Source organism: Clostridium cochlearium (assembly GCF_900187165.1).
In the GTDB taxonomy this organism is placed as follows: Bacteria; Bacillota; Clostridia; order Clostridiales; family Clostridiaceae; genus Clostridium_G; species Clostridium_G cochlearium.
In genome coordinates this window covers 450,360-472,517 of the sequence record NZ_LT906477.1, presented here as the reverse complement: position 1 = coordinate 472,517, position 22,158 = coordinate 450,360, and the positions used below count along the sequence as shown (strand labels likewise).

Sequence of the window (22,158 nt, the reverse complement as noted above, 5' to 3'; positions counted from 1 at the left end):
AAGAGGTGTATTCTTATGGCCAGATCAGCTAGAAAAAAAAGTGATTTTTCTATATTTCATATAATTGTAAAAAGTATTAGTGACGTTCTGCTTTTTAAGTCTAATGATGATAAAAATTTTTATTTATCACTAATTAAACATTATCAATATGTATATAAATTTAAAGTATATTCTTATTGTTTAATGTCTAATCATGCACATTTTATAATTGATGTAAATGGCGCTGATATTTCTAAAATAATGCATTGTATAAACTTTAGATATGCCTTGTATTTTAATAAAAAGTACAAAAGGAAAGGACCACTTTTTTTAGATAGATTTAAAAGTAAAATAGTCCACAATGAGCAATATTTAATTAATCTTTCTGCATATATACATAAAAATCCTTTATCTATTAGTAAATATAGAAACTGTATTGAAAAATATACTTATTCCAGTTTATGTGTATTTCTGGGCTTCAAAAAAGATAAATTTGAAATTTTAGACGAAGATTTTATTATGCAGTTATTTAGTTCTGATGTAAAAAAAGCTAGAAAACAGTATCTGAAATTAGTTTTTATTATAGATGAAAATACTTTAAATAATCAAAATATAGAAAATGAAAAAGCTTCTTATAACAGCAATCGAAATATCATATCAAGAAGTTTTGATCCAGAACATATATTAGAATTCATCTCTGATGTTGTAAAGAAAAAAGAAAACCTTTTCAAAAATAATTGTAAAAATAAAAATGACATAGCTCTAACTATATTATTAATGCGCTGTCTTTGTGATTTTACATATGCAAAAATTTGTAAAGTTATTAATATATCAGAATACAAAGCTTGTAAATTATGTGATAATGCAGTAAATCTTTTAAAATTAAATCCTAATTTTAAAAATATAATTGAAGATTTTATATCTATTTATACACCTCTTGCCCAATAATATATAAATCTACATATTAATATAATCCTTCATTTTTTTACAAACAAAGGATTATTAAAGTTGCACAAAAATCTTTTTATCACTAATTATAACTTTTATACTTTTACTTAATATTTAAAAGTATTACGAATTTTTTAACTTAAATAGGGTGATTTTTTCTAACTCATTTACTAATATACTTTGAACTTTTTTTAATTCTTTATGTACCACACATCTTTCTGTATTGGTTGCATTACAAAAATCTTTATCTATTATACATCTATTTATTGATATAGAACCATCTATTGCTTCTATAACCTCCCTTAAATTTATATCCTTACTATATCTATTTAATGCATATCCACCATTAACTCCTCTATATGAACGTACTATTCCAGCTTGAATAAGCTTTCTTAATAACTTTAGTAAGAATCTTAAAGGAATTCTACCTCTTTCTGAAATAGTTTTAGCATCTAATTTTTCTCCTTCACCTTCTTTTGCTAATATTAAAAGTGCTCTTATTGCATAATCTGCTTCCTGTGTTATATTCATCCTCATCACCTTATATTAATTTTATTTTATCTTTAATAACAATATAATTTATGTTTATTTAAATAGTCTTTATGTCACCTCTTTTCTATTTATATGTTTATTGTATACTCTTTTACTCTTTATTATATCATTATTTTTATATAATACGTAACTATTACTTTCTTTGTTTTTGTTTTTACCCCTGTCCCTAAACTAATTTCTAACTAACTGCTTAATTAATTAATTTAAAATTACTATACATTTCTTATTTTATTGTAATATACTATATATTGTATAGAAAAACGTATCATTACACTATATATGCTATTCTAGACTAATTTAATTCAATTTTATAATATTTGTATATATTGTTTTTTTATAATATACTTATTAAGTATTCTTTAGATGAGGAGGAATTATTTTGGAACTATTAAATAATTTAGATTACACAGATTCTCTCAATAAAATAATTAGAAGAAAATTCACAAAAGAATTAGAAAAAAATAAAAATTTAACTGTTTTCGATCTTTTTAACTGGAAATCAGTAGATGTTTTTCTAAAAGATCATAAGACAGGAAAAGTTTTAGTAGATATGAAAGATCTTGAGTTTCCAGAACACTACTCGCAAAATTCATGTGACATAATAGCATCTAAATATTTTAGAAAAGCGGGCGTCCCTAATAAATATGGTTATGAAAACAGTATGAAAATGGTAGCACATAGAATGGTAAATTTTTGGGCTACTGCTTTATATAAACAAGGATTGCTAAAAACTAAAGAGGAAAAACAAATATTTTATGATGAAATGGTATATGCTTTATTAGCCCAAATGTATGCTCCAAACTCTCCACAATGGTTTAATACTGGATTATGTATGGAGTATGGAATCAAAGGAGGTCCTAATGGCACTTATTATTACGATGAAAACCTAAAACAAGTTGTAGAAAGCACAGATTCTTATTCTAGGACTCAAGCTTCTGCTTGCTTTATACTTTCTATAGAAGACAAACTTTTAGGTCCTCATTCTATTTCTGATCAATATGTTAATGAAACAAAATTATTTAAAGGAGGTTCGGGGACAGGGACTAATTTCTCCACCATCAGAGCAAAAGGCGAAAAACTTTCTGGTGGAGGAGTTTCTTCTGGACTTATGAGCTTTTTAAAAGGATTAGATAGAAATGCTGGAGCCATTAAATCCGGTGGAACTACTAGAAGAGCCGCTAAAATGGTTTGCTTAGATATAGATCATCCAGAAATATTAGATTTCATTACCTGGAAATCTCATGAAGAAGATAAAGTAAGAGCTCTTGGTAAAATGGGCTATGATATAGATATTGACGGAGAAGCTTATGAAACTGTTTCCGGTCAAAATAGCAATAACTCTGTACGATTTTCAGATTTTTTTATGAAAAAAGTTAAAAATTTAGCTGAAAAGTTAACCCCCGTCCCTGATGACGCTATAGAATTAACAGGTAGAGTAGATTCATCTGTAAATAAAAAAGTTAAAGTTAAAGACCTGTGGGATTCTTTTGCAACATCGGCTTGGATGTGTGCAGATCCAGCTCCTCAATTCTCTGATACTTTTAATGCATGGCACACTTGTCCTGCTGGAGAAGACGGAAACACTAATGCTAAACATAATAGAATTAACTCCACAAATCCTTGTGGTGAATATGCTTTTTTAGATGATAGTTCTTGCAATTTAGCCTCTATAAATATATACAAATTTTATGATGATGAACGAAAGAACATTGATTTAGAAAGTTATCTTCACGTTGTGGGCCTTGTTCAATTGGCTTTAGAGGCTTCTATATACTGGGGACAGTTTCCTACAAAAGATATTGCCAGAAAGACTTATATGTTTAGAGCAACAGGACTTGGAATAACAAATTTAGCTTCACTACTTATGGTATTAGGATATCCTTATGATTCCGAAAAAGCTAGAAATATTTCATCTTCTTTAGTTGGACTGTTAACTGGATATTCATACTATATATCCTCATTAATGGCTAAAGAAATAGGTGCTTTCGAAAAATTCTCTATAAATAAACCTTATATGCTAAGAGTAATTAAAAATCATGCTAGAGTAGCTGGAAGTATAACTAGTCCATACGAAGACTTAAACTACAATCCAATAAAAGTTGATCACAAATTATTAGAAAACATAGGTTTTTCTGAGTTAAGTAGTCTATTAAAAAAATCTTGGTTAAAAGCATTAGATAGCGGTGAAAAATATGGATATAGAAATGCCCAAGTATCAGTTATAGCTCCTACTGGCACTATTTCCTTTGCAATGGATTGTGCTGCTACTTCTATAGAACCATTTTTTAGTCATGTAGTTTACAAAAAATTATCTGGTGGCGGAATGATGACTGTAACTAATCCAGTTATAGAGCTTTCCTTAAAAAACCTTGGATATTCTGAAGAACAAATAAAAGATATTTTACAATACGTTTTAGAAAAAGAAGTAGTAGAAACTAAAGAAGGCTTTAAATACGAGAAGGTATTAGACGGTAAAATAGAGGGAGCTCCTCACTTAAAAAAGGAACATTACGCTATCTTTGACACTGCCAACAAATGTGGTAGTGGGAAACGATACATTGAACCTATGGGACATGTTAAAATGGTTGCAGCCCTAACGCCTCTAATATCCGGAGCTATTTCTAAAACCGTTAACTTACCTAATAATGCTACTGTAGAAGACTTCAAAAAAGTTATACTAACTTCTTGGGAATTAGGTATAAAAGGAATAACTCTTTATAGGGACGGGTGTAAAGCTAGCCAACCTTTAAACATAAGTTTATCTTCAGAAAAAGATTTTAAATTAGAAGATTTAAGCTATAAGAAACTTCTTGAAAAAGCAAAAGAACTTGAAAGAGAACTTCAAAGGGGCGTCCCTTATTCAAAACGTGAGAAAGCCATTGGTATAAGGAATGGTACTACTCATCCAGCTCAAATAAACGATGTTAAAATTTATACTACTGTGAACAGAAGACAAAATGGAGAAATATCAGAAATTTATATTACAACAGATAGAGAAGGTACTACTATAATGGGACTATTAAATTCCCTTTCTAAAGCTTTGTCTATTATGTTGCAATACCATGTCCCTCCTCAAGATATATCTAAAATGCTTAGGGGACAAAAATATGAACCTTATGGATTTGTTCAAAAACATCCATATATAAAATACGTATCTTCTATATCTGACCTTATTAGTAAAATAATTGATATAGAAGTTGGTGATTTCTCTAGATGTCAAGTAAAGCCTGAGAATTATGATTTAAACACCAACGCTCGTAATATTATCTTCAATACAAAAGACATTATTAAAGATCAGATTGCTACTAACTCACCTAACTATGCTAATGGTGAATCTAAGAATTCTAACAACAATAATAATGTATCTAACAATGATTTAAATTCAGATAATATGTATAGAACTGTTAAAGGTAATACTATAGCTGGTGAAAGACTTTATTGTTCTACTTGTCCTACTTGTTCTAGTACTAGAATGGTTAGAAATGGAACTTGCTTGGTTTGCCTAGATTGTGGCTCTACTACAGGATGTAGTTAAAAAATATTAAAATAATAAAGGTTCTTTATTATTAAATCATAAAGAACCTTTATTATTTTAATTTACTATGTACGTCAATCTATTTTTACTCTCTAATTGAAACTTTCTGCAATATTATCTGGAAGTAATATGAAATTTAAATTATTAAATTTATTGTTATGACTTATATTATCAGCTATATTCTTAGCCTCTTCAAGATTTCTGGCTTTGAATGTTAAGCTACCCCCGTCCCTATTATAAAATCCTCCGCCTATAAGATATTTATTTTCAGGAACTTGTCCATAAACGTCTTGATTACCATTTATTCTATAATATATTTTTATACAAAGCCTATTATTCATAAAAACTCCCCCTAATTATTTATCCTCTTTGTTTAAAATTGATCTCATTTAATTTTACTTTTTATATATTATATATTAAATAACATCTATTTATGTATAATTTATAAATTCTTTATTATGTTTTATATTATATCGAACATATGTTCGTATGTCAATATCTATATTATTTTGTATATATTTTTTTACATGAGGAATAATAAAAAAGAATTTTGGTTTTGTTTTTATTTTTATCTAAATAATATAAGGAGGTTTTCATAGTGGATATAAAAATTTTAGATGCTGGAAGCGCCAATTTTAAAAAATTAGAGGAAAACACAAAAAGAGCTTTACACGAATCAAATTTATCTGCTTCTATTGAAAGAATAACGGATTTGAATAGAATTATAAAATATGGTGATATACCTTCCCCTGTCCTAATTATAAATGATCATATAGTTTCCCATGGAAGAGTGCCTTCTACGGCTGAAATAAAAGTATATATTAATTAATATTAAAAAGAGATTAAAGTACTAAAATAATTTTATGATACTCTAATCTCTTGAATCTTATTTATCCAAATAATCTATAATAGCTCTCATATATGCAGGCAAATCCTTAGGTGTTCTAGATGTTATTAAATTTCTATCTACAACTACTTCATCATCTACATAATTGGCTCCAGCATTTTTCACATCGTCTATTATTGCATTTACACAAGTCATTTTATAATCCTTTATAACTCCTGCTGATATAAATACCCATCCTCCATGACATATAGTGGCTAGTAATTTATTTTCTTTTGCAAAATCTTCTACTAATTTTTTTACACTATCATATCTTCTTAATTTATCTGGTGCCCATCCACCTGGAACTATTATTCCATCAAATTCCTTCGAAGATACTTCATCAACATTTTTGTCAACATCTACAGGTAATCCACGTTTCCCTTTATAACTATTGTTGGTACCAGATCCTACAATAACTACTTCGCAACCTTCTTCTCTAAGTCTTATAACTGGATACCAAAGCTCTAAATCATCAAAGCCCTCTTCAGCTAACATTATTACCCTTTTCCCTGTAAGTCTCAATTTAATCATCTCCCCTTTTTATCTTACATAACATATCTTTTTTATTTTGGTACATTTTGTATTTATTATACTATCAAATAATTTCTGAGTTTACAAATATTTTTATATGCTTTTGATAAAAATTCTTCTGGAGATTTATTTTTATCTTCATCTTTTGTAAATATCTCCATACTTAGATGGCCTTTATAATTTTCAATTGGAAAATCCTTTTTTATTTTCCCCCAATCTATATTCCCCTCATAGGGAATCCAATGTCTATCTTTCAAACCATCATTATCAGAAATATGAAGAGTAAATAATCTATCTCCATACTCTTTTAATAAATTTATATCATTTCTATCTGATATTTCATTATGAGAACTGTCAAAGCACAATCCCAAATTAGGAGATTTAATGCTTTTAAAAATATAATCTATAAAAAAATTATTATCTGTATTTTCTATAGCTATTTTCACATTATTATGTTCAGCTTCCCTTACAATTTGTTTAATACTTTTTATCCCTAATTTATTAGGTTCTTTCAATAAAAATCCCTCTGATATATGCATAACCATCAAAGGTATATCATATTTTGCACAATCCTCTATTAAGTTTACATGTTTCTTAACCGTTATTTTTCTTAAATCCTCATCTTCACTCCAAAGCATATTGCAATTTAAAAATGGAGCATGTATATTTTCAAATATAAGTCCTGAGTCCTTTACTAATTTAGGAAATTCTTCTTTTTTTATCAACCTATCTCCTTCTTCATCTTCCCACCATATGGCAGTAGAATCAAATCCTGCTTCCTTTATAATCTTTAATCTTTCATTAATAGGCATTATAAATCCAAACCAAGAAAATATACCCAACTTTAATCTTTCTTCATTCATGTAAAACATCTCCTTTTAAATTTATAGCTTTGTTTAGCTCTTTATATATTTCTCTTATTCAAACTTATTCCCAAGCCCTGTCCCTATATTTCCCACATTTTTTATATTTTCAACTATTTTTATATTTTTAAGCCCCGTCCCTTATTTTTCTCTATACTTTCAACTATTTCTAAGCCCCGTCCCCTTATTTTTCTATTATGTTTACCCCCGTCCCTACGTCCACTACGTCCATATATTCTTTGTTTAATAAGCCCTGTCCCTTTTTTTTACTTGTTTTTCATTTATTTTAATACTTCTTTTATTACTCTTTCTGCATTTTTAAAGCATATTTTTTCTATTTCATCTTGGTTGAATCCGGCAGAATTTAATCCTTCTACCAGCTTGTCCATTTGAGATATATCCCTTATTTCAACCTCACAGGATATACCATCGAAATCACTACCTAATGCGATACAATCTATACCACCTTTATTTTTTATATATTTTATATGGGTAATCATGTCTTCAATTTGGCTTATTTTATTGTTTCCTAAAAAATCATTACAAAAATTTATTCCTATAATTCCACCTCTTTGGCTTAATATTTTAATCATATCATCTGTTAAATTTCTGCTATGATTTGTTATGCTTCTTGCATTGGAATGTGACGCTATAAATGGATCTTTTGAATGTTTAGCTACATCATAAAATCCACCGTCTGATAAATGAGATACATCTATTATCATACCTAATCTATTCATTTCTTCTACCAATTCTATTCCAAAGTTTTTTAAACCTTTTTCCATAAATATTTTATCACAATTAGGATAACCTATTTCATTTTCATAATTCCAAGTTAAAGTTACTAACCTCACTCCTAATCTATAAAAGTTTCGTAAATTATAAATTTCTCCAGCTAATGCTTCTCCTCCCTCTATAGTTAAAAAAGCAGATATAATATCTTTATTATTATTTTCTTTATATTCCCTATAATTTTTAGTTAACTTTATGCTTTCCTTATTTTCCTCCATTTCATTGTAAAATATATCAAGCATTTTATTACAAGTCTTAAAAGGATCTTCTATTTCTCCTTTATCTATAAAAAGAGAAAAAAATTCCCCTTTAACCTTTCCCTTTCTCATTTTATTTAAATCTACGGATAAATTATTATCCTTTAAATTTATTTTATCCTTACAATTCATTATTTTATATATAGTATCACAATGAAAATCTATTATTGACAAAATTATCACCACTCCAATGCTCTTATATTTTATTTAGTATCCCTTACTATAATTACTATAAATCAATATATATATTCTATCACTTATTATTATAAATTATATTTCATATTTAATAATCAACATAAAAAACATGCCATAAGGCATGCTTAAAACTACTGTAGATATTTATTTAAATATATTTTAAAAATTTTCTTCTATAAAATTTTCTAAGTTATCTAATTTACATTCATATGCAGATAAATTGTGCTTTTCAAAAGCTTTTGTATACTTTAGTCCACTTCCTGTTAATACACAAGCTACTGAATCATTTTCATTCAAATATCCTTCTGATTTTAATTTTTTCACTGATGCTAATGGAACACACGATTCTGGTTGAACAAATATTCCCTCTTCAGCCATTTCTTTTTGAGCCTTTATTATTTCTTCGTCTGTAACCGCTACACATGTTCCACCATTTTCTCTTATCTTTCTTAAAGTATCATTTCCACTTGGTGGGAATGGATTTTCTATACCATGAGCAATTGTACACGGATTTGATACTCTCTCTATTTCATCTTTTCCTTCTTTAAATGAATTATAAATAGGTGAACATCCTGCTGCTTGGGCACATATCATTTTAGGCACTCTATCAATTATTCCTGCTTCTTTAAATTCTACAAATCCTTTAAGAATACCTCTTATATTTCCCCCTGCACTTGTTGGCACAACCACATAATCAGGAATGTTAAAGTTTAGCTGTTCACACATTTCAAAGGCTGCTGTCTTATATCCTTCTACTCTATATGTAACATCAGAGTTTATAAAATAAATTCCTTGATTTTTACCTATCTCAAGACTTTCATAATAAAGTTTTCCATAATCTCCTTCTACTTTAATTAAATTTGCTCCATATATGGCAACAGGATTTAATTTTTCTTCCGGTATATTTTTACCAACAAATATAAATGTCTCAAAGCCTGCCCTTTGTCCATATGCTGCCACAGATACCGCCATATTTCCAGTTGAAACTGCTCCTACTTTCTTATATCCCATACTATAAGCATGTTGAATTCCAAACAGTGTACCCCTATCCTTAAAAGACCATGTTGGATTTTGACTTTCATTTTTAAAGTATATATTTTTTATTCCAATTCTCTTAGCTATTCTTGGAGATGAAACTAAAGATGTAAATCCTTCATTTAAAGATAATTCATTATTTATTTTATCAAAAGGGAAAAAATCCTGATATCTTTCAAGTATAGTTTGAGTTAACGGATTTCCCTCTTTTATTTTTCCTTCTCTTACAATCTCCATTTCTAAAGGTTCATTGCATTTTTCACATCTTGGATGAACTCTCTCAAGAGGATAAGTCTCCCCACAGCCTGTGCATATAAGCTTAAACTCCCTCATATATAAATACCTCCTAAATATTTTATACTATATTTTCTTACTATAACTAAATACTCTAAATCACAGCTATAGCTTCAATTTCAACAGCTGCATTTCTAGGTAATTTTCCAATTTCAACACAAGATCTAGCTGGAGGATCTACTTTAAAATATTCACAATATACTTTATTTACTTCCTCAAAATCAGCCATGTCCCTTATAAAAACAGTGGTTTTTACTACATTCTTTAAGCTACTGCCAGCATCTTCTAGTATCAACTTTAAATTTTCTATAGCCAACTTTGTAGCATCTTTTACATTTGTATCCAAAAGCTCACCAGTTTTTAGATTACTTGGAGTTCTCCCAGATATAAATAACAAATTTCCAACTTTAACAGCATGAGAATAAGGTCCTCTTGCAGGTGCTGCACTTTTGCAATTAACAATTTCTTTTTTCATACAGTTTCTCCTTTATATTTATATTAATAATAATATTCAATGTAAAATGTAGAAATCCTCTTAAGATAAATAATTTTTAGAATATTTATCGCTTAATTTTTTTATTTTGCAAATAACAGTTTTATAATAAGCCTGTACTAAATTATATTTTACTCATAAAACTTAGATACAGGCTTTTTTAAAATTCCATTATTATTTATTATTTTTAACTCTATTTGGTTTTGCTTTTGGTCTAATTTTAATATCTTTTTCTTTGTTTTTCATTTCATATTTATCATTTTTAAACAATTCTATAAACCATAAAAATAATATGGCAAATACAGCTGATGTAATTAACTGCAGTATAGTATTATTAGATCCGGGTTTCATTGCATTTGGTCCTACCAATACAGCTACCGATAAAGCAAATATAATCCACTTATTAGGCTTATATTTTGATAAAACATATATATTTAGTACATTATATATTATAATAACTGGAATTGCAAAGCCAAACATTTTTAATAAAAACAACAACCAATTCATATTTATAATCCTCCTTTCACCTTGCAAATTAAGCCTACTATATTATTATTCTATATTTTATTGAATATATCAACAAAAACAATTTATTTTTTGTATAATATTTGTATAATAATATTTATAAATAAATTTTTTGAGGTGACTTTTATGGATACAACGAAAAACCAACAATTAGATTCATTAGATTTACAAATACTAAATATACTTATGAAAGATTCCAGAACTCCTTATTTAGAAATTGCTAGACAATGCAATGTTAGTGGTGGAACTATACATGTTCGTCTAAAAAAAATAGAAGAGATGGGAATCATTAAAGGTTCAAAACTAATAGTAGATACAAGCAAATTAGGATTTGATATCTGTTGTTTTGTAGGTATAAATCTAGAAAAAGCTTCTTATTTAACTGAAGTAGCAAATAAATTAGAAAAAATACCTGAAGTTGTAGAGCTTTATTATACAACAGGCTCTTATTCTATATTCTTAAAAGTATTATGTAAAAATATATCCTATCTACAAAAACTTTTAGCAGAAAAACTTCAACTTATAGAAGGAGTTCAAAGTACTCACACTATAATATGTCTTCTAGAAAAAGTTGATAGAAATATAGACTTAAATTTATAATCCTTCATTAAATGTTAAATATTTAAATCTCTCATATTAATATTATTTTTTATTTAATTGTATATTAAAAATTTATTTGGAAATAATATAACTGTAATACAACTATAATTTAATTTGAAAAGGAAGTTGCTTATATTATGAGAGGTTTAGATGTTACTGCACTTATATTAGTAATTATAGGAGCTATAAATTGGGGACTTATAGGTTTATTTAGTTTTGACCTAGTTGCTACATTATTCGGCAACATGACTACATTTACTAGAATAGTATATGTACTAGTAGGTATAGCAGGCTTGTATTCAATTTCATTTTTTGCTAGAGATAGAGGAGTTACTGAACAACAAGAAAAATAGGTAGACCTAAAAGGTCAACCTATTTTAAATTACTATTTTGAAGTTGCAACTTCATTAGAAAAATCTTTTACTTTACTTATCTCTTCAATAGGTTTTCCTAATAAATAAAGTGTTAATACTGTTGCAATTATTGCTATAGGTAAAACTATTGATACACTAAGACCAAATCCTGAAGGAATGTATCCAAATAATATTGTAATAGCTGCAACTGTTAATGAATACCACATTTGAGTTTTAACGTGTTCTAAATGGTCACATGCTGTTCCCATAGAGGATAATATAGTTGTGTCTGAAATAGGTGAACAGTGGTCTCCAAATATGGCCCCAGTTAAAACTGCACTTGCATTTACAATAATATATTGAGAATCTCCCCCACCTAAGCTAAATGCTAATGGAATTGTAAGAGGCATTAATATACCCATTGTTCCATAAGATGTTCCTGTAGCAAAGGATATTATGGCACCCATTATAAATATAATAGATGGTAATATAAAAGCAGGTAATGTATCGGAAAGTATTGTTACTAAAAATTTAGCTGTTCCTAATTCTTTTATAACACTACTTAAAGACCATGCTAATAGTAATATTACACCTGTAATTACTAAAGATTTCATACCTTCAACCCAAGTATCTACTGCTTCTTCTATAGTAAATATTTTTTGTGCTACTCCCATAATCATAGCTACTATACTTGCAAATAAAGCTGCTTGGAATAAAACTACACTAGCATCAGATGCTCCAAAGGCCTCTCTTATTGCTGCAAAAGAATATGGACTTGATATAAATATCGCTTTTAAAGCCTCATCTTCGCCACCCATAATTGCATTATATCCATTAAAATAAAAACCTGCAAAAGCACCAATTAATAAAACTCCTATAGGTATTATTGCATTCCATACACTTAATTTTATATTTTCCTTAGGTTCAAGACCTGTAGCCTCTGAAGATACCATAGGTTTTGCACCATCTCCTAAAACTTTACCTGTTGTTCTAGCTCTTACCTCTGCTTTAAGCATAGGACCATAATCTCTTAACATTACAGCTGAAGCAACTATAAATATAAGTATTAATATGTTATAAAATCTATATGGTATTGTATCTATAAATACTCCATAAGCATTTACATCTTGTCCTATGGTAGTATACGCATCTTTTATTAAACTAATTTCATATCCTACCCAAGTAGATATAAGAGCTATCCCTGATATAGGTGCTGCTGTAGAATCTACTATAAATGCTTGTTTTTCCCTAGATATTTTCATCTTATCTGATACTGGTCTCATAATTGGACCAACTATTAAAGAGTTTGCATAGTCATCAAAGAATACAAGCAATCCTAAAAACCACGTTATTATTTGAGCACTAGTTGGACTTTTGGCTCTTTTAGCTAAGCTTTCTGCAACTGCTTTAGCTCCACCCATTTTAGATACTAAGGCTATAAGACCTCCTATAGTCATACATTGAAGTATTATACCTGCATTCCAAGGATCTGATAGAGAACCTAATACTTTATTTATTATATCTAAAAATCCATTTAATATTGCTCCAAATATATTTTTACCTTGTAATTGTAATAAAAATGTACCTGAAAAAACCCCTAAAGATAATGATAATACAACATTTTTAGTTATAAACGCCAACACTATAGCTATAAGAGGTGGTAATAGTGTTAAGAATCCAAATTTATCTGCATTCAATTGTGCTGGATCCACCTCCGCTGCAAATACCGTACTTCCTGTTAAAACCAATAACATAAGACACACAGTTAAGATAATCGTCTTCTTATTTTTCATAACTTTCTTTCTCCCCCTTAAATATTTTTATAATTAATTTTAGTGAATATCTTTTGAGGAGAAGAGTACATCCAATAATAAAAACACTCCTTGAGTGTTATCAATCAAGGAGTGTAATATTTATACACTTTAAGAGTGTTTTCCATTGAATGATAGCCCTCCACAAATTTACTTTGTGACAATCTTATTCATATTCTAAATAAGACCAGTCATACAGTATTAAAGCTTTAACTGTATGCTTCGGCGATATTTCCTTTCACTGCACATCATCTTGCTTATATCTGTTACAGGTACTCTTAAATACCGCGCCTCTACCCTTCTATATTCACTTGTATCTATGTTTAAATCAAAGTATATCATTTATTGTTTATTTTATCAAGTTTTTTTTAAAATATGCTTAAATCTAATTCTTCAGATAATTGTTCTAAAACTTTAATTCCTGCTATACTATTTCCTTTTTCATCCAATGACGGTCCTACTACACCTATTCCCATTTTACCAGGAACCGTTGCCATTATTCCTCCACCAACTCCAGATTTGGAAGGTATTCCTACTTTAACTGCAAAGCTTCCTGAAGCATCATACATTCCACAGGTAGCCATAACAGCCTTCACTACTCTTGTTACTTCTTTAGGTACAATTCTCTCTCCTGTAGAAGGTAATACTCCATCGTTAGCTAAAAAAGAACCTATCTTAGCTATATCTTTACAAGTTACTTCTATGGAACATTGTTGAAAATATGCATCTAAAACCTTTTCAACATCTTTTTCAATAACCCCTGTACCTTTCATAAAATATGCCAATGATCTGTTTCTATCTCCTGTTCTTTTTTCTGATTGATATACAGCTTCATTTACTTTTATATCTTCATTTCCTGTAATCTTTTTTGTAAAATCTAATATTTTTCCTATAACTTCCTCAGGACTATCTCCCTTTATTAATGACACCGTAGCTATAGCTCCAGCATTTATCATTGGATTTAAAGGTTTATTAGCATTTTTTACTTCTAATGTGACAATTGAATTAAAAGAATATGCTGAGGGTTCTACACCAACTTTTGACAATACCTTTTCCATTCCATTATCCATTATAGCTATAATTAAAGAAATAACCTTTGATATACTTTGTATAGTAAACTTTGTTTCATAATCTCCTGCATAAAATTCATTACCATCAAGTTTATCTATGTATATACCTAATGCATCTTTGTTTGCTTTTTTAAGTTCTGGTATGTATGAGGCCACTTCCCCTTGTTTTGTGTATTTTCTACATTCTTTAATTATCTTTTCAATCTTATTTTGCATCACTTGTCCTCCTCAAATCTCCATATTCATTAATTTTATTATATATGCATGTATGCTGTTAAACAAATTTTCAAAATTATTTATATGTTAATACTTAACTATTTTTTACAACAATCATTTAATATTGTTGTATATTTTTTATATATTTATTATTTTTATATGGTTTTTACTTTTAGATTAATACTTTTTTAACAAAATAGTCACTATCTACTACCTTAGATAATGACTATTTTATTTATCTTAAATTCAGTTTTTATTTTATTTTTAAAATTAATAATTAATATAATATTATTTATTTTAAAACTTTTAATATAAAATTATGCATTCTTTACTTCATCACTATTAAAGTATAATTCTGTTTCTTCTACTACTACTTTTCTTAATTTTACAAGAACCATTAAGTTTACTATTACTTCAAAGGCCATGAAGAAGTCAAATAGTCCCCATACAACCTTTAATCCACCTATAGATCCATATATTAAACCTAAACAATATAATATTCTAAATGCTTTTAACATTTTATTAGTTTTTGAAGCATATAGAAGTCCTGTTTCAGAATAGTATCCATCTACTAATACAGTTGTAAATGCAAATAGAACTACACAGACAGTTACAATTAATTTACCAGTAAATCCTAATGAACTTCCGAAAGCTGTAGCAGTTAAAACTGCACCTTCTTTACCAGTTTCTAATACTCCACTAGTTAATATGATAAGAGCTGTCATTGTACAAATTACAATTGATGTTACAAAAACTTCAAATATACCCCATAATCCTTGCTTAGCTGCATAGGAAGTTGTAGCTGAAGAATGGGCTACCGGTGCTGTTCCCATACCTGATTCATTTGAATAAACTCCTCTTGCAAATCCATTTCTCATAGCTGCAAGTATAGTTGCTCCTGCAAATCCACCTACTGCTGCACTACCTTTAAAAGCATCTGCAAATATTTTTTGGAAAGAAGGTATTATTTGATTTGCATTTAAGAATATAACTATTAATCCTGCTGCAACATATATAAGGGTCATTGTTGGTATTATTTTTTCTGCAAATTTTCCTATAGTTTTTATTCCACCTAAAATTACTATAGCTGTTAGTACAGCAAATATAATTCCAACTACCATTCTATTTACTTTAAATGTTTCATATACAACTTCTGCTGCTGAATTAGATTGTACAAATCCTCCTATGAACATCATTATCATAAATATAATAGACCAAAATACAGATAACCAATTAAATTTTTCACCTAATCCATTTTTTATATAGTACATAGGTCCGCCTTGGAATTCTCCAGTTTGTGGATTCTTCTCACGATATTTTACTGCTAAAGTTATTTCAGCATATTTTGTGATCATTGCTATAAAAGCAACTGCCCACATCCAGAATATAGCTCCAGGTCCTCCTAATGCAAGAGCTACTCCTACTCCTGCTATACTACCAACTCCTAGAGTTGCAGATAATGCTGTTGAAACTGCTTGAAAAGGTGTTACTGTACCTTCACCTGTAGTAGTTTTATCAAACATTTTACCAAAAGTGTTTTTCATTATAAATCCAAATTTTCTAAATTGTAGAAACTTAAGGTCGACACTATACATTAGGGATACTGCAACAATTAATATTATTAATGGCCATCCCCATAAAAAATTTGTTATATCTTGAATCGTTTGCATTAACTTTCCTCCTGAACTTTTTTTAAATGTAAACTTCATTATATTCTTTGACACTATTAAATTTTATTTAATAAATTCTGAAAACCGCCTTTTAGATTATTAAAAAATTAACACACTTTAAATTTTAATATTTAAATATATTTGTGCACAAATATTTAAATTAAGATTATTGTACTAATTGTAATTAAATAATTCAAATTCGATTTTTTAATATATCATTACAATATATTATTTATTTTTAATAATATATTATTTATTTTTCCCATTTCTTTGTACTTTATTAATATTTTTTATTTTTTATTGAAATTTTCTTAAAAAATTCACTCCTTATATTTTGACATTTTTTTAATTATTCATTTATGATATTGATATATTTTTTCATATTTAAGGTTTTATTGACATAATTTAAATACTAATTTGTCAAATTAATATTTAACTCTAAAAAAAGAGCTGTCACACTAAGAAATTTACATACAACAACTGTAGTATTTATTCTTAATGCGGCAGCTTCTTTATATAATTATTTTCTTATTTGTTTTTTTATTCCCTTATTTAAAGTATTCTCATAATCTATAAAAGAATATACATCTTCTTCAAAAAAATCACTGAATTTTTTTAATTCATTTATATTTAATTCTTCTATAGCCTTATGCTTTTCTTCACAATATAGTACAATCTCCCCTATAATCTTATGAGCATCCCTAAATGGAATCCCTTTTAAAACTAAATAGTCCGCTGCTTCTGTAGCATTTAAAAATCCTTTTTTTACAGCTTTTAATGCGTTTTCTTTCTTTACTTTTAATGATGAAAGCATACCTTCCATAACTTTAATGCAACTTAAAACTGTATCTGATGCATCAAAAAAACCTTCCTTATCTTCCTGCATATCCTTATTATAGGCTAGAGGAATACCTTTCATAACAGTTAAAATCCCCATTAAATCTCCATAAACTCTGCCAGTTTTTCCTCTTATAAGTTCTGCCGCATCAGGATTTTTCTTTTGAGGCATTATAGAACTTCCAGTGGAAAACTCATCGCTTATTATTACAAAGTCAAATTCTTTACTGCTCCATAAAATAAGCTCTTCACTTAATCTGCTTAAATGCATCATTATTATAGAAAAATTAGATATAAGTTCTATTACAAAATCTCTATCACTAACTCCATCCAAAAAATTATCCACATCTTTTCTAAATCCTAGCTCTTTAGCAGTAAATTCCCTATCTGTTTCATAAGTTGTTCCTGCTAAAGCACAACACCCTAAAGGGCTTTCGTTCATAATTTCTATAGAATTTTCTATTCTTTTTTTATCTCTTTTAAACATATTATAATATGCCATAATATGGTGTTTAAATGTAACTACTTGAGCTCTTTGAAGATGAGTATATCCTGGCATTATTACATTGTTCTTTTCTCCCAAATCTTTTATTGTATTCTGAAGCTCTTCTATATTTTCTATTATTTCTAGGGAAATATTCTTTGCATACAGCTTAAAATCTGTAGCTACTTGGTCATTTCTACTTCTAGCTGTGTGTAATTTCTTACCCCCGTCCCCAATTCTTTGTATTAAATTACTTTCAATAAAACTATGAATATCCTCATATTGTCCTTCTATTTTTAATTTACCTTCCTCTATATCCTCTAATATACTATCTAAACCCTTTGTTATTTCTTTAACTTCATCTTTTTTTAATATATTACACTTTCCAAGCATTTTCACATGAGCCTTACTTCCCAATATATCTTCTTTATAAAGTCTTTTATCAAAACTTAGAGAACTATTAAAATCCTCCATAAGTTTGCTCTCTTCACCTGTAAATCTTCCGCCCCAAAGTTTCATAAATTTCCTCCTTTTTATAGTTTTATAGGGGACGGGGCTTTATTTTAAAGCCCCGTCCCCTCAATTTTTACTTTTTCAAAGCTTTTATTTTGCTAGGAAGTGAGAATAATTTAATAAATCCTTCTGCATCTTTATGGCTATATAATTCACTTGCTCCAAAAGAAGATATCCCCTCATCATAAAGAGCATTTTCAGTATCTATTCCTGCATTCATTATATTTCCTTTATATAGTTTTAACTTAACTGTCCCTGTTACATTTTCCTGTGTTTTATCTACAAAAGCATCTAGTGCTTCTCTTAAAGTAGTAAACCATAGACCGTCGTACGCTATTTCACCATATTTTTGAGCTAATTGTTGTTTACAATGAAGAGTTAACTTGTCCAAAGTTAGAGTCTCTAAAGCTTTATGAGCTTCATATAAAACAGTTCCTCCTGGTGTTTCATAAACTCCTCTTGATTTCATACCTACCAATCTATTTTCTACTATATCTACTACCCCTACTCCATTTTCTCCAGCAACTTTATTTAAAGTTTCCAAAAGTTCTACTGGAGATAGTTCTTTTCCATTAACTTTTTCAGGTACGCCCCTATTAAAATATATGTCCACATAAGTAGGTTCATCTTTAGCCTTTTCTGGTGGCGTAACCATACTATACATTTCTGTGTTATGTGCATTTTTAGGATCTTCTAATTCTCCACCTTCATGGCTTGTATGCCATATATTTTTATCCACTGAATAAATTTTCTTTTTAGTTACAGGTACCTCAACGCCTTTTTCCTTGGCATAATCTATAGCATCTTCTCTAGATTTTATATCCCAAATTCTCCAAGGTGCTATTATTTTAATACTTGGATCAAAAGATGCTATTCCAACTTCAAATCTTACCTGATCATTTCCCTTACCTGTACATCCATGACATATATATTTTGCTTGTTCTTTGTGCGCAATTTCCACAAGTTTTTTAGCCATTAACGGTCTTGCAAGAGATGTCCCCAACATATACATCTCTTCATAAAGAGCATTTGCCTTTAAAGCTTTAAAAACATAGTCTCCTACAAATTCTTCCTTTGCATCTTCCACATAAACCTTAACTGCCCCAGTTTTAATGGCCTTTTTCTTAACTTCTTCCATATCATCATCTTGTCCTACATCTATACATACTGCAATAACATCTAAATCATAATTCTCTTTTAACCAAGGTATGATTATGGAAGTGTCTAAGCCCCCTGAATATGCTAATACTACTTTTTCCTTTGTCATGTATAAAGCCCCCTTATATTTAACTTTTAAAATTTATAATAAATCATATTTGATTCATATTTCATTGATTATAAAACTTTTTTCAAAAATTCCTTTGTTCTTTCTTCTTTAGGATTAGTAAACATTTCCTCTGGAGGTCCTTGTTCTACAATCTTTCCTCCATCCATAAATATAACCCTGTCCCCAACATCTTTTGCAAAACTCATCTCATGAGTTACAACCACCATGGTCATTCCTTCTTTAGCTAAATCCTTCATTACACTTAAAACTTCCCCAACTAATTCTGGATCTAGTGCAGAGGTTGGCTCATCAAATAGCATTATTTCTGGTTCCATAGCTAAAGCCCTTGCAATAGCAACCCTTTGTTTTTGTCCTCCAGATAATTTTGAAGGATATGCATCAGCTCTATCCGCTAATCCAACTTTTTTAAGTAAATCCTCCGCTCTTTTTCTAACTTTCTCTTTATCTTCACCTTTTACAGTAATAGGTGATTCCATTACATTTTCTAAAACTGTCATATGAGGAAATAAATTAAAGTTTTGAAAAACCATGCCCATTTTTATTATCATATTTCTCATTTTAGCTTTATCTTTCGGATTTAACTCTTCACCATCAATTAATATTTTACCTTCATCTATTTTTTCCAAATTATTTAAACATCTTAAAAATGTACTTTTACCTGATCCTGAAGGTCCTATTATTACAAGAACCTCACCTTTTTTTACATTTATATTTAATTTTTCAAATACTGTTAATGTATTAAAACGTTTTGTTATATCCACAGTTTCTATTACATTCATTGTGATACCTCCTATCTAAATCTGCAATTTATACTTTAAGTTTAATAAACGGAAACCTTTTTCTCTATTTTGCCAAATACTGTTGTAAATACTGAAGTTAATATAAGATATATACATGCTGCCACCAAAAAAGGTTCTAATGGTCTAAAAGTTGCAGAATAGCTTTGTTGAGCTACCCTCATTACCTCTTCCATACCACCTAATACAGATACTAATGATGTATCCTTTAATATAGTTATAAATTCATTTCCAGTGGGTGGAACTAAAACTCTTACCGCTTGAGGTAAAATTATTCTTTTCATAGTTTGCCCATAGGTAAATCCTAAGGCCCTACAAGCTTCAAATTGTCCCTTGTCTACTGACAATATCCCACCTCTTATTATCTCTGCCATATACGCTCCTGAGTTTAAGCTAAGTCCTATAATAGCGGCTGTCATAGCTTTTAATTCTATACCTAAAAAAGGCAATCCATAATAGAAAAAGTATAATTGCAATAACATAGGAGTTCCTCTTATTATCCATGTATAAAATGATGCCAATCCATATAATACTTTTACTTTTGAAAGTTTTAAAAGTGCAATAAAAACTCCAATTAAACTTCCAAGTACTACAGAAATTATTGTTAATTCTACAGTTCTTCCTGTAGCTTTAATTAATAATGGAATTATATTCTTAAGTAAATTCATGTCCATTATTATCGTCCCCCTTTTTATAACTTGAAAATTTAGCAGGCACTAATAATTTAGTGCCCTATTCTTATTTTTGATCTTTATATATGTCTTCTCCAAACCATTTTTCTGATATCTTAGACATAGTTCCATCTTTAACCATTTCATCTATAATCTTTTGAACTTCTTCTTGTAATTCTTTTTCTCCCTTTTTAAAAGCTATTCCTATTGGTTCTTGTTCTAGGGATTTTACTACCTCTGATTTATCCTTTTGTTTTGATAAATAATATCTTCCAACAAATTCGTCTACTATAACTGCATCTATTCTTCCTATATCAAGGTCTTGGAATACTTGAGGCACTTTATCATAAGCCTTTACTTCTTTAACACCTTGAATTTTCTTAGCTGCTTGTTCTCCAGTAGTTCCAAGTTGTGCTCCTACTGTTTTACCATTTAAATCTTTTTCATCTTTTATACTTGTATTTCCCTTTTTAACTACTAAAGCTTGACCGCTATTTACATAAGGTTTTGTAAATTCTACTTCCTTTTTTCTTTCGTCTGTTATACTTATTGCTGATGCTGACATATCTATTTTATTTGAATTTAATGACATTATAAGTCCACCAAATTCAGTCATTACATATTCTACTTTTACCCCTAATCTCTTTCCTATTTCATCAGATAAATCAATATCAAATCCTACAAGCTCATTTTTTTCATTTCTAAATTCCATTGGAGGATAAGTATCTTCTAAACCAACTTTTATTACTTTATTATCCTTTACCCTTTGTAATACAGATACTTCTTTTTTGTCCTCTCCTTTATTGTCATCTTTACCACATCCAACAAAAACTGAACCTACTACTAAAACACTTAATAGTATTGATAATATTTTTTTCATTTTTTCTTCTCCCCTTTTTAATTTTATATTTTTATAAACTTTATTTTAATCTAATGTATTGCTTAGTTATAAAAACTAAATAA

Annotated in this window: 21 protein-coding genes and 1 riboswitch; of the genes, 5 read left to right on the top strand and 16 right to left on the bottom strand. The window is 28.7% G+C overall.

Translation table 11 applies throughout. From position 1 onward, the window contains the following. The first annotated feature begins 15 nt into the window (after positions 1 to 15). Positions 16 to 927, top strand: coding sequence for a transposase (locus CKV72_RS02270; protein WP_095177358.1), 912 nt, complete (start codon positions 16 to 18; stop codon positions 925 to 927). Between the two features lie 123 nt (positions 928 to 1,050). Here CKV72_RS02270 and CKV72_RS02265 read toward each other — a convergent pair whose 3' ends face one another. After that, positions 1,051 to 1,458: an Rrf2 family transcriptional regulator gene (locus CKV72_RS02265; RefSeq protein ID WP_089865186.1), complete on the bottom strand. Its 408-nt coding sequence runs from the start codon at positions 1,456 to 1,458 to the stop codon at positions 1,051 to 1,053. A gap of 400 nt (positions 1,459 to 1,858) precedes the next feature. Here CKV72_RS02265 and CKV72_RS02260 point away from each other — a divergent pair, with 400 nt between their 5' ends. After that, entirely contained in the window at positions 1,859 to 5,014 is a 3,156-nt protein-coding gene (locus CKV72_RS02260; protein WP_095177357.1) for a vitamin B12-dependent ribonucleotide reductase, read from the top strand. A gap of 92 nt (positions 5,015 to 5,106) precedes the next feature. On the opposite strand, the gene CKV72_RS02255 is transcribed toward CKV72_RS02260, so the two are convergent. Then, positions 5,107 to 5,355, bottom strand: coding sequence for a hypothetical protein (locus CKV72_RS02255; protein ID WP_089865179.1), 249 nt, complete (start codon positions 5,353 to 5,355; stop codon positions 5,107 to 5,109). Positions 5,356 to 5,612: 257 nt separating this feature from the next. Between CKV72_RS02255 and CKV72_RS02250 the strand changes: the two genes are divergently transcribed. Beyond that, positions 5,613 to 5,843, top strand: a complete 231-nt coding sequence (locus CKV72_RS02250; protein WP_089865176.1) for a thioredoxin family protein — start codon at positions 5,613 to 5,615, stop codon at positions 5,841 to 5,843. A 57-nt stretch (positions 5,844 to 5,900) separates the two neighbouring features. Here the strand turns inward: CKV72_RS02250 and CKV72_RS02245 are convergent, their stop codons facing one another. The 6 genes from CKV72_RS02245 to CKV72_RS02220 form a co-directional block, all read right to left on the bottom strand. Beyond that, positions 5,901 to 6,431: a type 1 glutamine amidotransferase domain-containing protein gene (locus tag CKV72_RS02245; RefSeq protein WP_095177356.1), complete on the bottom strand. Its 531-nt coding sequence runs from the start codon at positions 6,429 to 6,431 to the stop codon at positions 5,901 to 5,903. Between the two features lie 56 nt (positions 6,432 to 6,487). Continuing rightward, positions 6,488 to 7,294: a sugar phosphate isomerase/epimerase family protein gene (locus CKV72_RS02240; protein ID WP_089865170.1), complete on the bottom strand. Its 807-nt coding sequence runs from the start codon at positions 7,292 to 7,294 to the stop codon at positions 6,488 to 6,490. A gap of 281 nt (positions 7,295 to 7,575) precedes the next feature. Then, on the bottom strand, positions 7,576 to 8,517 hold the full coding sequence (locus CKV72_RS02235; protein ID WP_095177355.1) for a dipeptidase: 942 nt from the start codon (positions 8,515 to 8,517) through the stop codon (positions 7,576 to 7,578). Positions 8,518 to 8,697: 180 nt separating this feature from the next. Beyond that, positions 8,698 to 9,906, bottom strand: a complete 1,209-nt coding sequence (gene thrC / locus CKV72_RS02230) for a threonine synthase (protein WP_089865164.1) — start codon at positions 9,904 to 9,906, stop codon at positions 8,698 to 8,700. A 55-nt stretch (positions 9,907 to 9,961) separates the two neighbouring features. Beyond that, positions 9,962 to 10,342 carry a RidA family protein gene (locus CKV72_RS02225; RefSeq protein ID WP_089865162.1) on the bottom strand — a complete coding sequence of 127 codons (381 nt, stop codon included), beginning with the start codon at positions 10,340 to 10,342 and terminating at the stop codon, positions 9,962 to 9,964. A 192-nt stretch (positions 10,343 to 10,534) separates the two neighbouring features. After that, positions 10,535 to 10,867, bottom strand: a complete 333-nt coding sequence (locus CKV72_RS02220) for a hypothetical protein (protein ID WP_089865159.1) — start codon at positions 10,865 to 10,867, stop codon at positions 10,535 to 10,537. Between the two features lie 144 nt (positions 10,868 to 11,011). Here CKV72_RS02220 and CKV72_RS02215 point away from each other — a divergent pair, with 144 nt between their 5' ends. Continuing rightward, complete coding sequence (locus CKV72_RS02215) at positions 11,012 to 11,485, top strand: Lrp/AsnC ligand binding domain-containing protein (RefSeq protein ID WP_168943738.1); 474 nt, start codon at positions 11,012 to 11,014, stop codon at positions 11,483 to 11,485. Between the two features lie 137 nt (positions 11,486 to 11,622). Next, on the top strand, positions 11,623 to 11,838 hold the full coding sequence (locus CKV72_RS02210; protein ID WP_089865157.1) for a DUF378 domain-containing protein: 216 nt from the start codon (positions 11,623 to 11,625) through the stop codon (positions 11,836 to 11,838). 32 nt (positions 11,839 to 11,870) lie between these two features. Here CKV72_RS02210 and CKV72_RS02205 read toward each other — a convergent pair whose 3' ends face one another. The 8 genes from CKV72_RS02205 to CKV72_RS02170 all read right to left on the bottom strand — a co-directional run bounded on the left by CKV72_RS02205 (position 11,871) and on the right by CKV72_RS02170 (position 22,075). Continuing rightward, positions 11,871 to 13,631, bottom strand: a complete 1,761-nt coding sequence (locus CKV72_RS02205; protein WP_095177354.1) for a Na+/H+ antiporter NhaC family protein — start codon at positions 13,629 to 13,631, stop codon at positions 11,871 to 11,873. Between the two features lie 145 nt (positions 13,632 to 13,776). Next, positions 13,777 to 13,953: riboswitch (Lysine riboswitch) on the bottom strand. Between the two features lie 64 nt (positions 13,954 to 14,017). Continuing rightward, positions 14,018 to 14,935, bottom strand: a complete 918-nt coding sequence (gene glsA / locus CKV72_RS02200; protein ID WP_095177353.1) for a glutaminase A — start codon at positions 14,933 to 14,935, stop codon at positions 14,018 to 14,020. 317 nt (positions 14,936 to 15,252) lie between these two features. Beyond that, entirely contained in the window at positions 15,253 to 16,605 is a 1,353-nt protein-coding gene (locus CKV72_RS02195; protein WP_157726521.1) for an alanine/glycine:cation symporter family protein, read from the bottom strand. Between the two features lie 520 nt (positions 16,606 to 17,125). Further along, entirely contained in the window at positions 17,126 to 18,445 is a 1,320-nt protein-coding gene (gene argH / locus CKV72_RS02190) for an argininosuccinate lyase (protein WP_089865147.1), read from the bottom strand. A 67-nt stretch (positions 18,446 to 18,512) separates the two neighbouring features. After that, on the bottom strand, positions 18,513 to 19,706 hold the full coding sequence (locus CKV72_RS02185) for an argininosuccinate synthase (RefSeq protein ID WP_095177351.1): 1,194 nt from the start codon (positions 19,704 to 19,706) through the stop codon (positions 18,513 to 18,515). A 68-nt stretch (positions 19,707 to 19,774) separates the two neighbouring features. Next, a complete protein-coding gene (locus CKV72_RS02180; RefSeq protein WP_095177350.1) occupies positions 19,775 to 20,506 on the bottom strand; it encodes an amino acid ABC transporter ATP-binding protein in 732 nt (243 codons plus the stop codon). A 41-nt stretch (positions 20,507 to 20,547) separates the two neighbouring features. Then, positions 20,548 to 21,198 carry an amino acid ABC transporter permease gene (locus tag CKV72_RS02175; RefSeq protein WP_095177349.1) on the bottom strand — a complete coding sequence of 217 codons (651 nt, stop codon included), beginning with the start codon at positions 21,196 to 21,198 and terminating at the stop codon, positions 20,548 to 20,550. 64 nt (positions 21,199 to 21,262) lie between these two features. After that, a complete protein-coding gene (locus tag CKV72_RS02170; RefSeq protein WP_089865132.1) occupies positions 21,263 to 22,075 on the bottom strand; it encodes an ABC transporter substrate-binding protein in 813 nt (270 codons plus the stop codon). Positions 22,076 to 22,158: the final 83 nt, after the last annotated feature.

Excerpts from the sequence above, each read along its gene's own strand:
- CKV72_RS02270 (WP_095177358.1), top strand. The coding sequence starts at position 16 with ATGGCCAGATCAGCTAGAAAAAAAAGTGATTTTTCTATATTTCATATA.
- CKV72_RS02265 (WP_089865186.1), bottom strand. The coding sequence starts at position 1,458 with ATGAATATAACACAGGAAGCAGATTATGCAATAAGAGCACTTTTAATA.
- CKV72_RS02255 (WP_089865179.1), bottom strand. The coding sequence starts at position 5,355 with ATGAATAATAGGCTTTGTATAAAAATATATTATAGAATAAATGGTAAT.
- CKV72_RS02245 (WP_095177356.1), bottom strand. The coding sequence starts at position 6,431 with ATGATTAAATTGAGACTTACAGGGAAAAGGGTAATAATGTTAGCTGAA.
- CKV72_RS02240 (WP_089865170.1), bottom strand. The coding sequence starts at position 7,294 with ATGAATGAAGAAAGATTAAAGTTGGGTATATTTTCTTGGTTTGGATTT.
- thrC (WP_089865164.1), bottom strand. The coding sequence starts at position 9,906 with ATGAGGGAGTTTAAGCTTATATGCACAGGCTGTGGGGAGACTTATCCT.
- CKV72_RS02225 (WP_089865162.1), bottom strand. The coding sequence starts at position 10,342 with ATGAAAAAAGAAATTGTTAATTGCAAAAGTGCAGCACCTGCAAGAGGA.
- CKV72_RS02220 (WP_089865159.1), bottom strand. The coding sequence starts at position 10,867 with ATGAATTGGTTGTTGTTTTTATTAAAAATGTTTGGCTTTGCAATTCCA.
- CKV72_RS02215 (WP_168943738.1), top strand. The coding sequence starts at position 11,012 with ATGGATACAACGAAAAACCAACAATTAGATTCATTAGATTTACAAATA.
- CKV72_RS02210 (WP_089865157.1), top strand. The coding sequence starts at position 11,623 with ATGAGAGGTTTAGATGTTACTGCACTTATATTAGTAATTATAGGAGCT.
- CKV72_RS02205 (WP_095177354.1), bottom strand. The coding sequence starts at position 13,631 with ATGAAAAATAAGAAGACGATTATCTTAACTGTGTGTCTTATGTTATTG.
- glsA (WP_095177353.1), bottom strand. The coding sequence starts at position 14,935 with ATGCAAAATAAGATTGAAAAGATAATTAAAGAATGTAGAAAATACACA.
- CKV72_RS02195 (WP_157726521.1), bottom strand. The coding sequence starts at position 16,605 with ATGCAAACGATTCAAGATATAACAAATTTTTTATGGGGATGGCCATTA.
- argH (WP_089865147.1), bottom strand. The coding sequence starts at position 18,445 with ATGAAACTTTGGGGCGGAAGATTTACAGGTGAAGAGAGCAAACTTATG.
- CKV72_RS02185 (WP_095177351.1), bottom strand. The coding sequence starts at position 19,706 with ATGACAAAGGAAAAAGTAGTATTAGCATATTCAGGGGGCTTAGACACT.
- CKV72_RS02180 (WP_095177350.1), bottom strand. The coding sequence starts at position 20,506 with ATGAATGTAATAGAAACTGTGGATATAACAAAACGTTTTAATACATTA.
- CKV72_RS02175 (WP_095177349.1), bottom strand. The coding sequence starts at position 21,198 with ATGGACATGAATTTACTTAAGAATATAATTCCATTATTAATTAAAGCT.
- CKV72_RS02170 (WP_089865132.1), bottom strand. The coding sequence starts at position 22,075 with ATGAAAAAAATATTATCAATACTATTAAGTGTTTTAGTAGTAGGTTCA.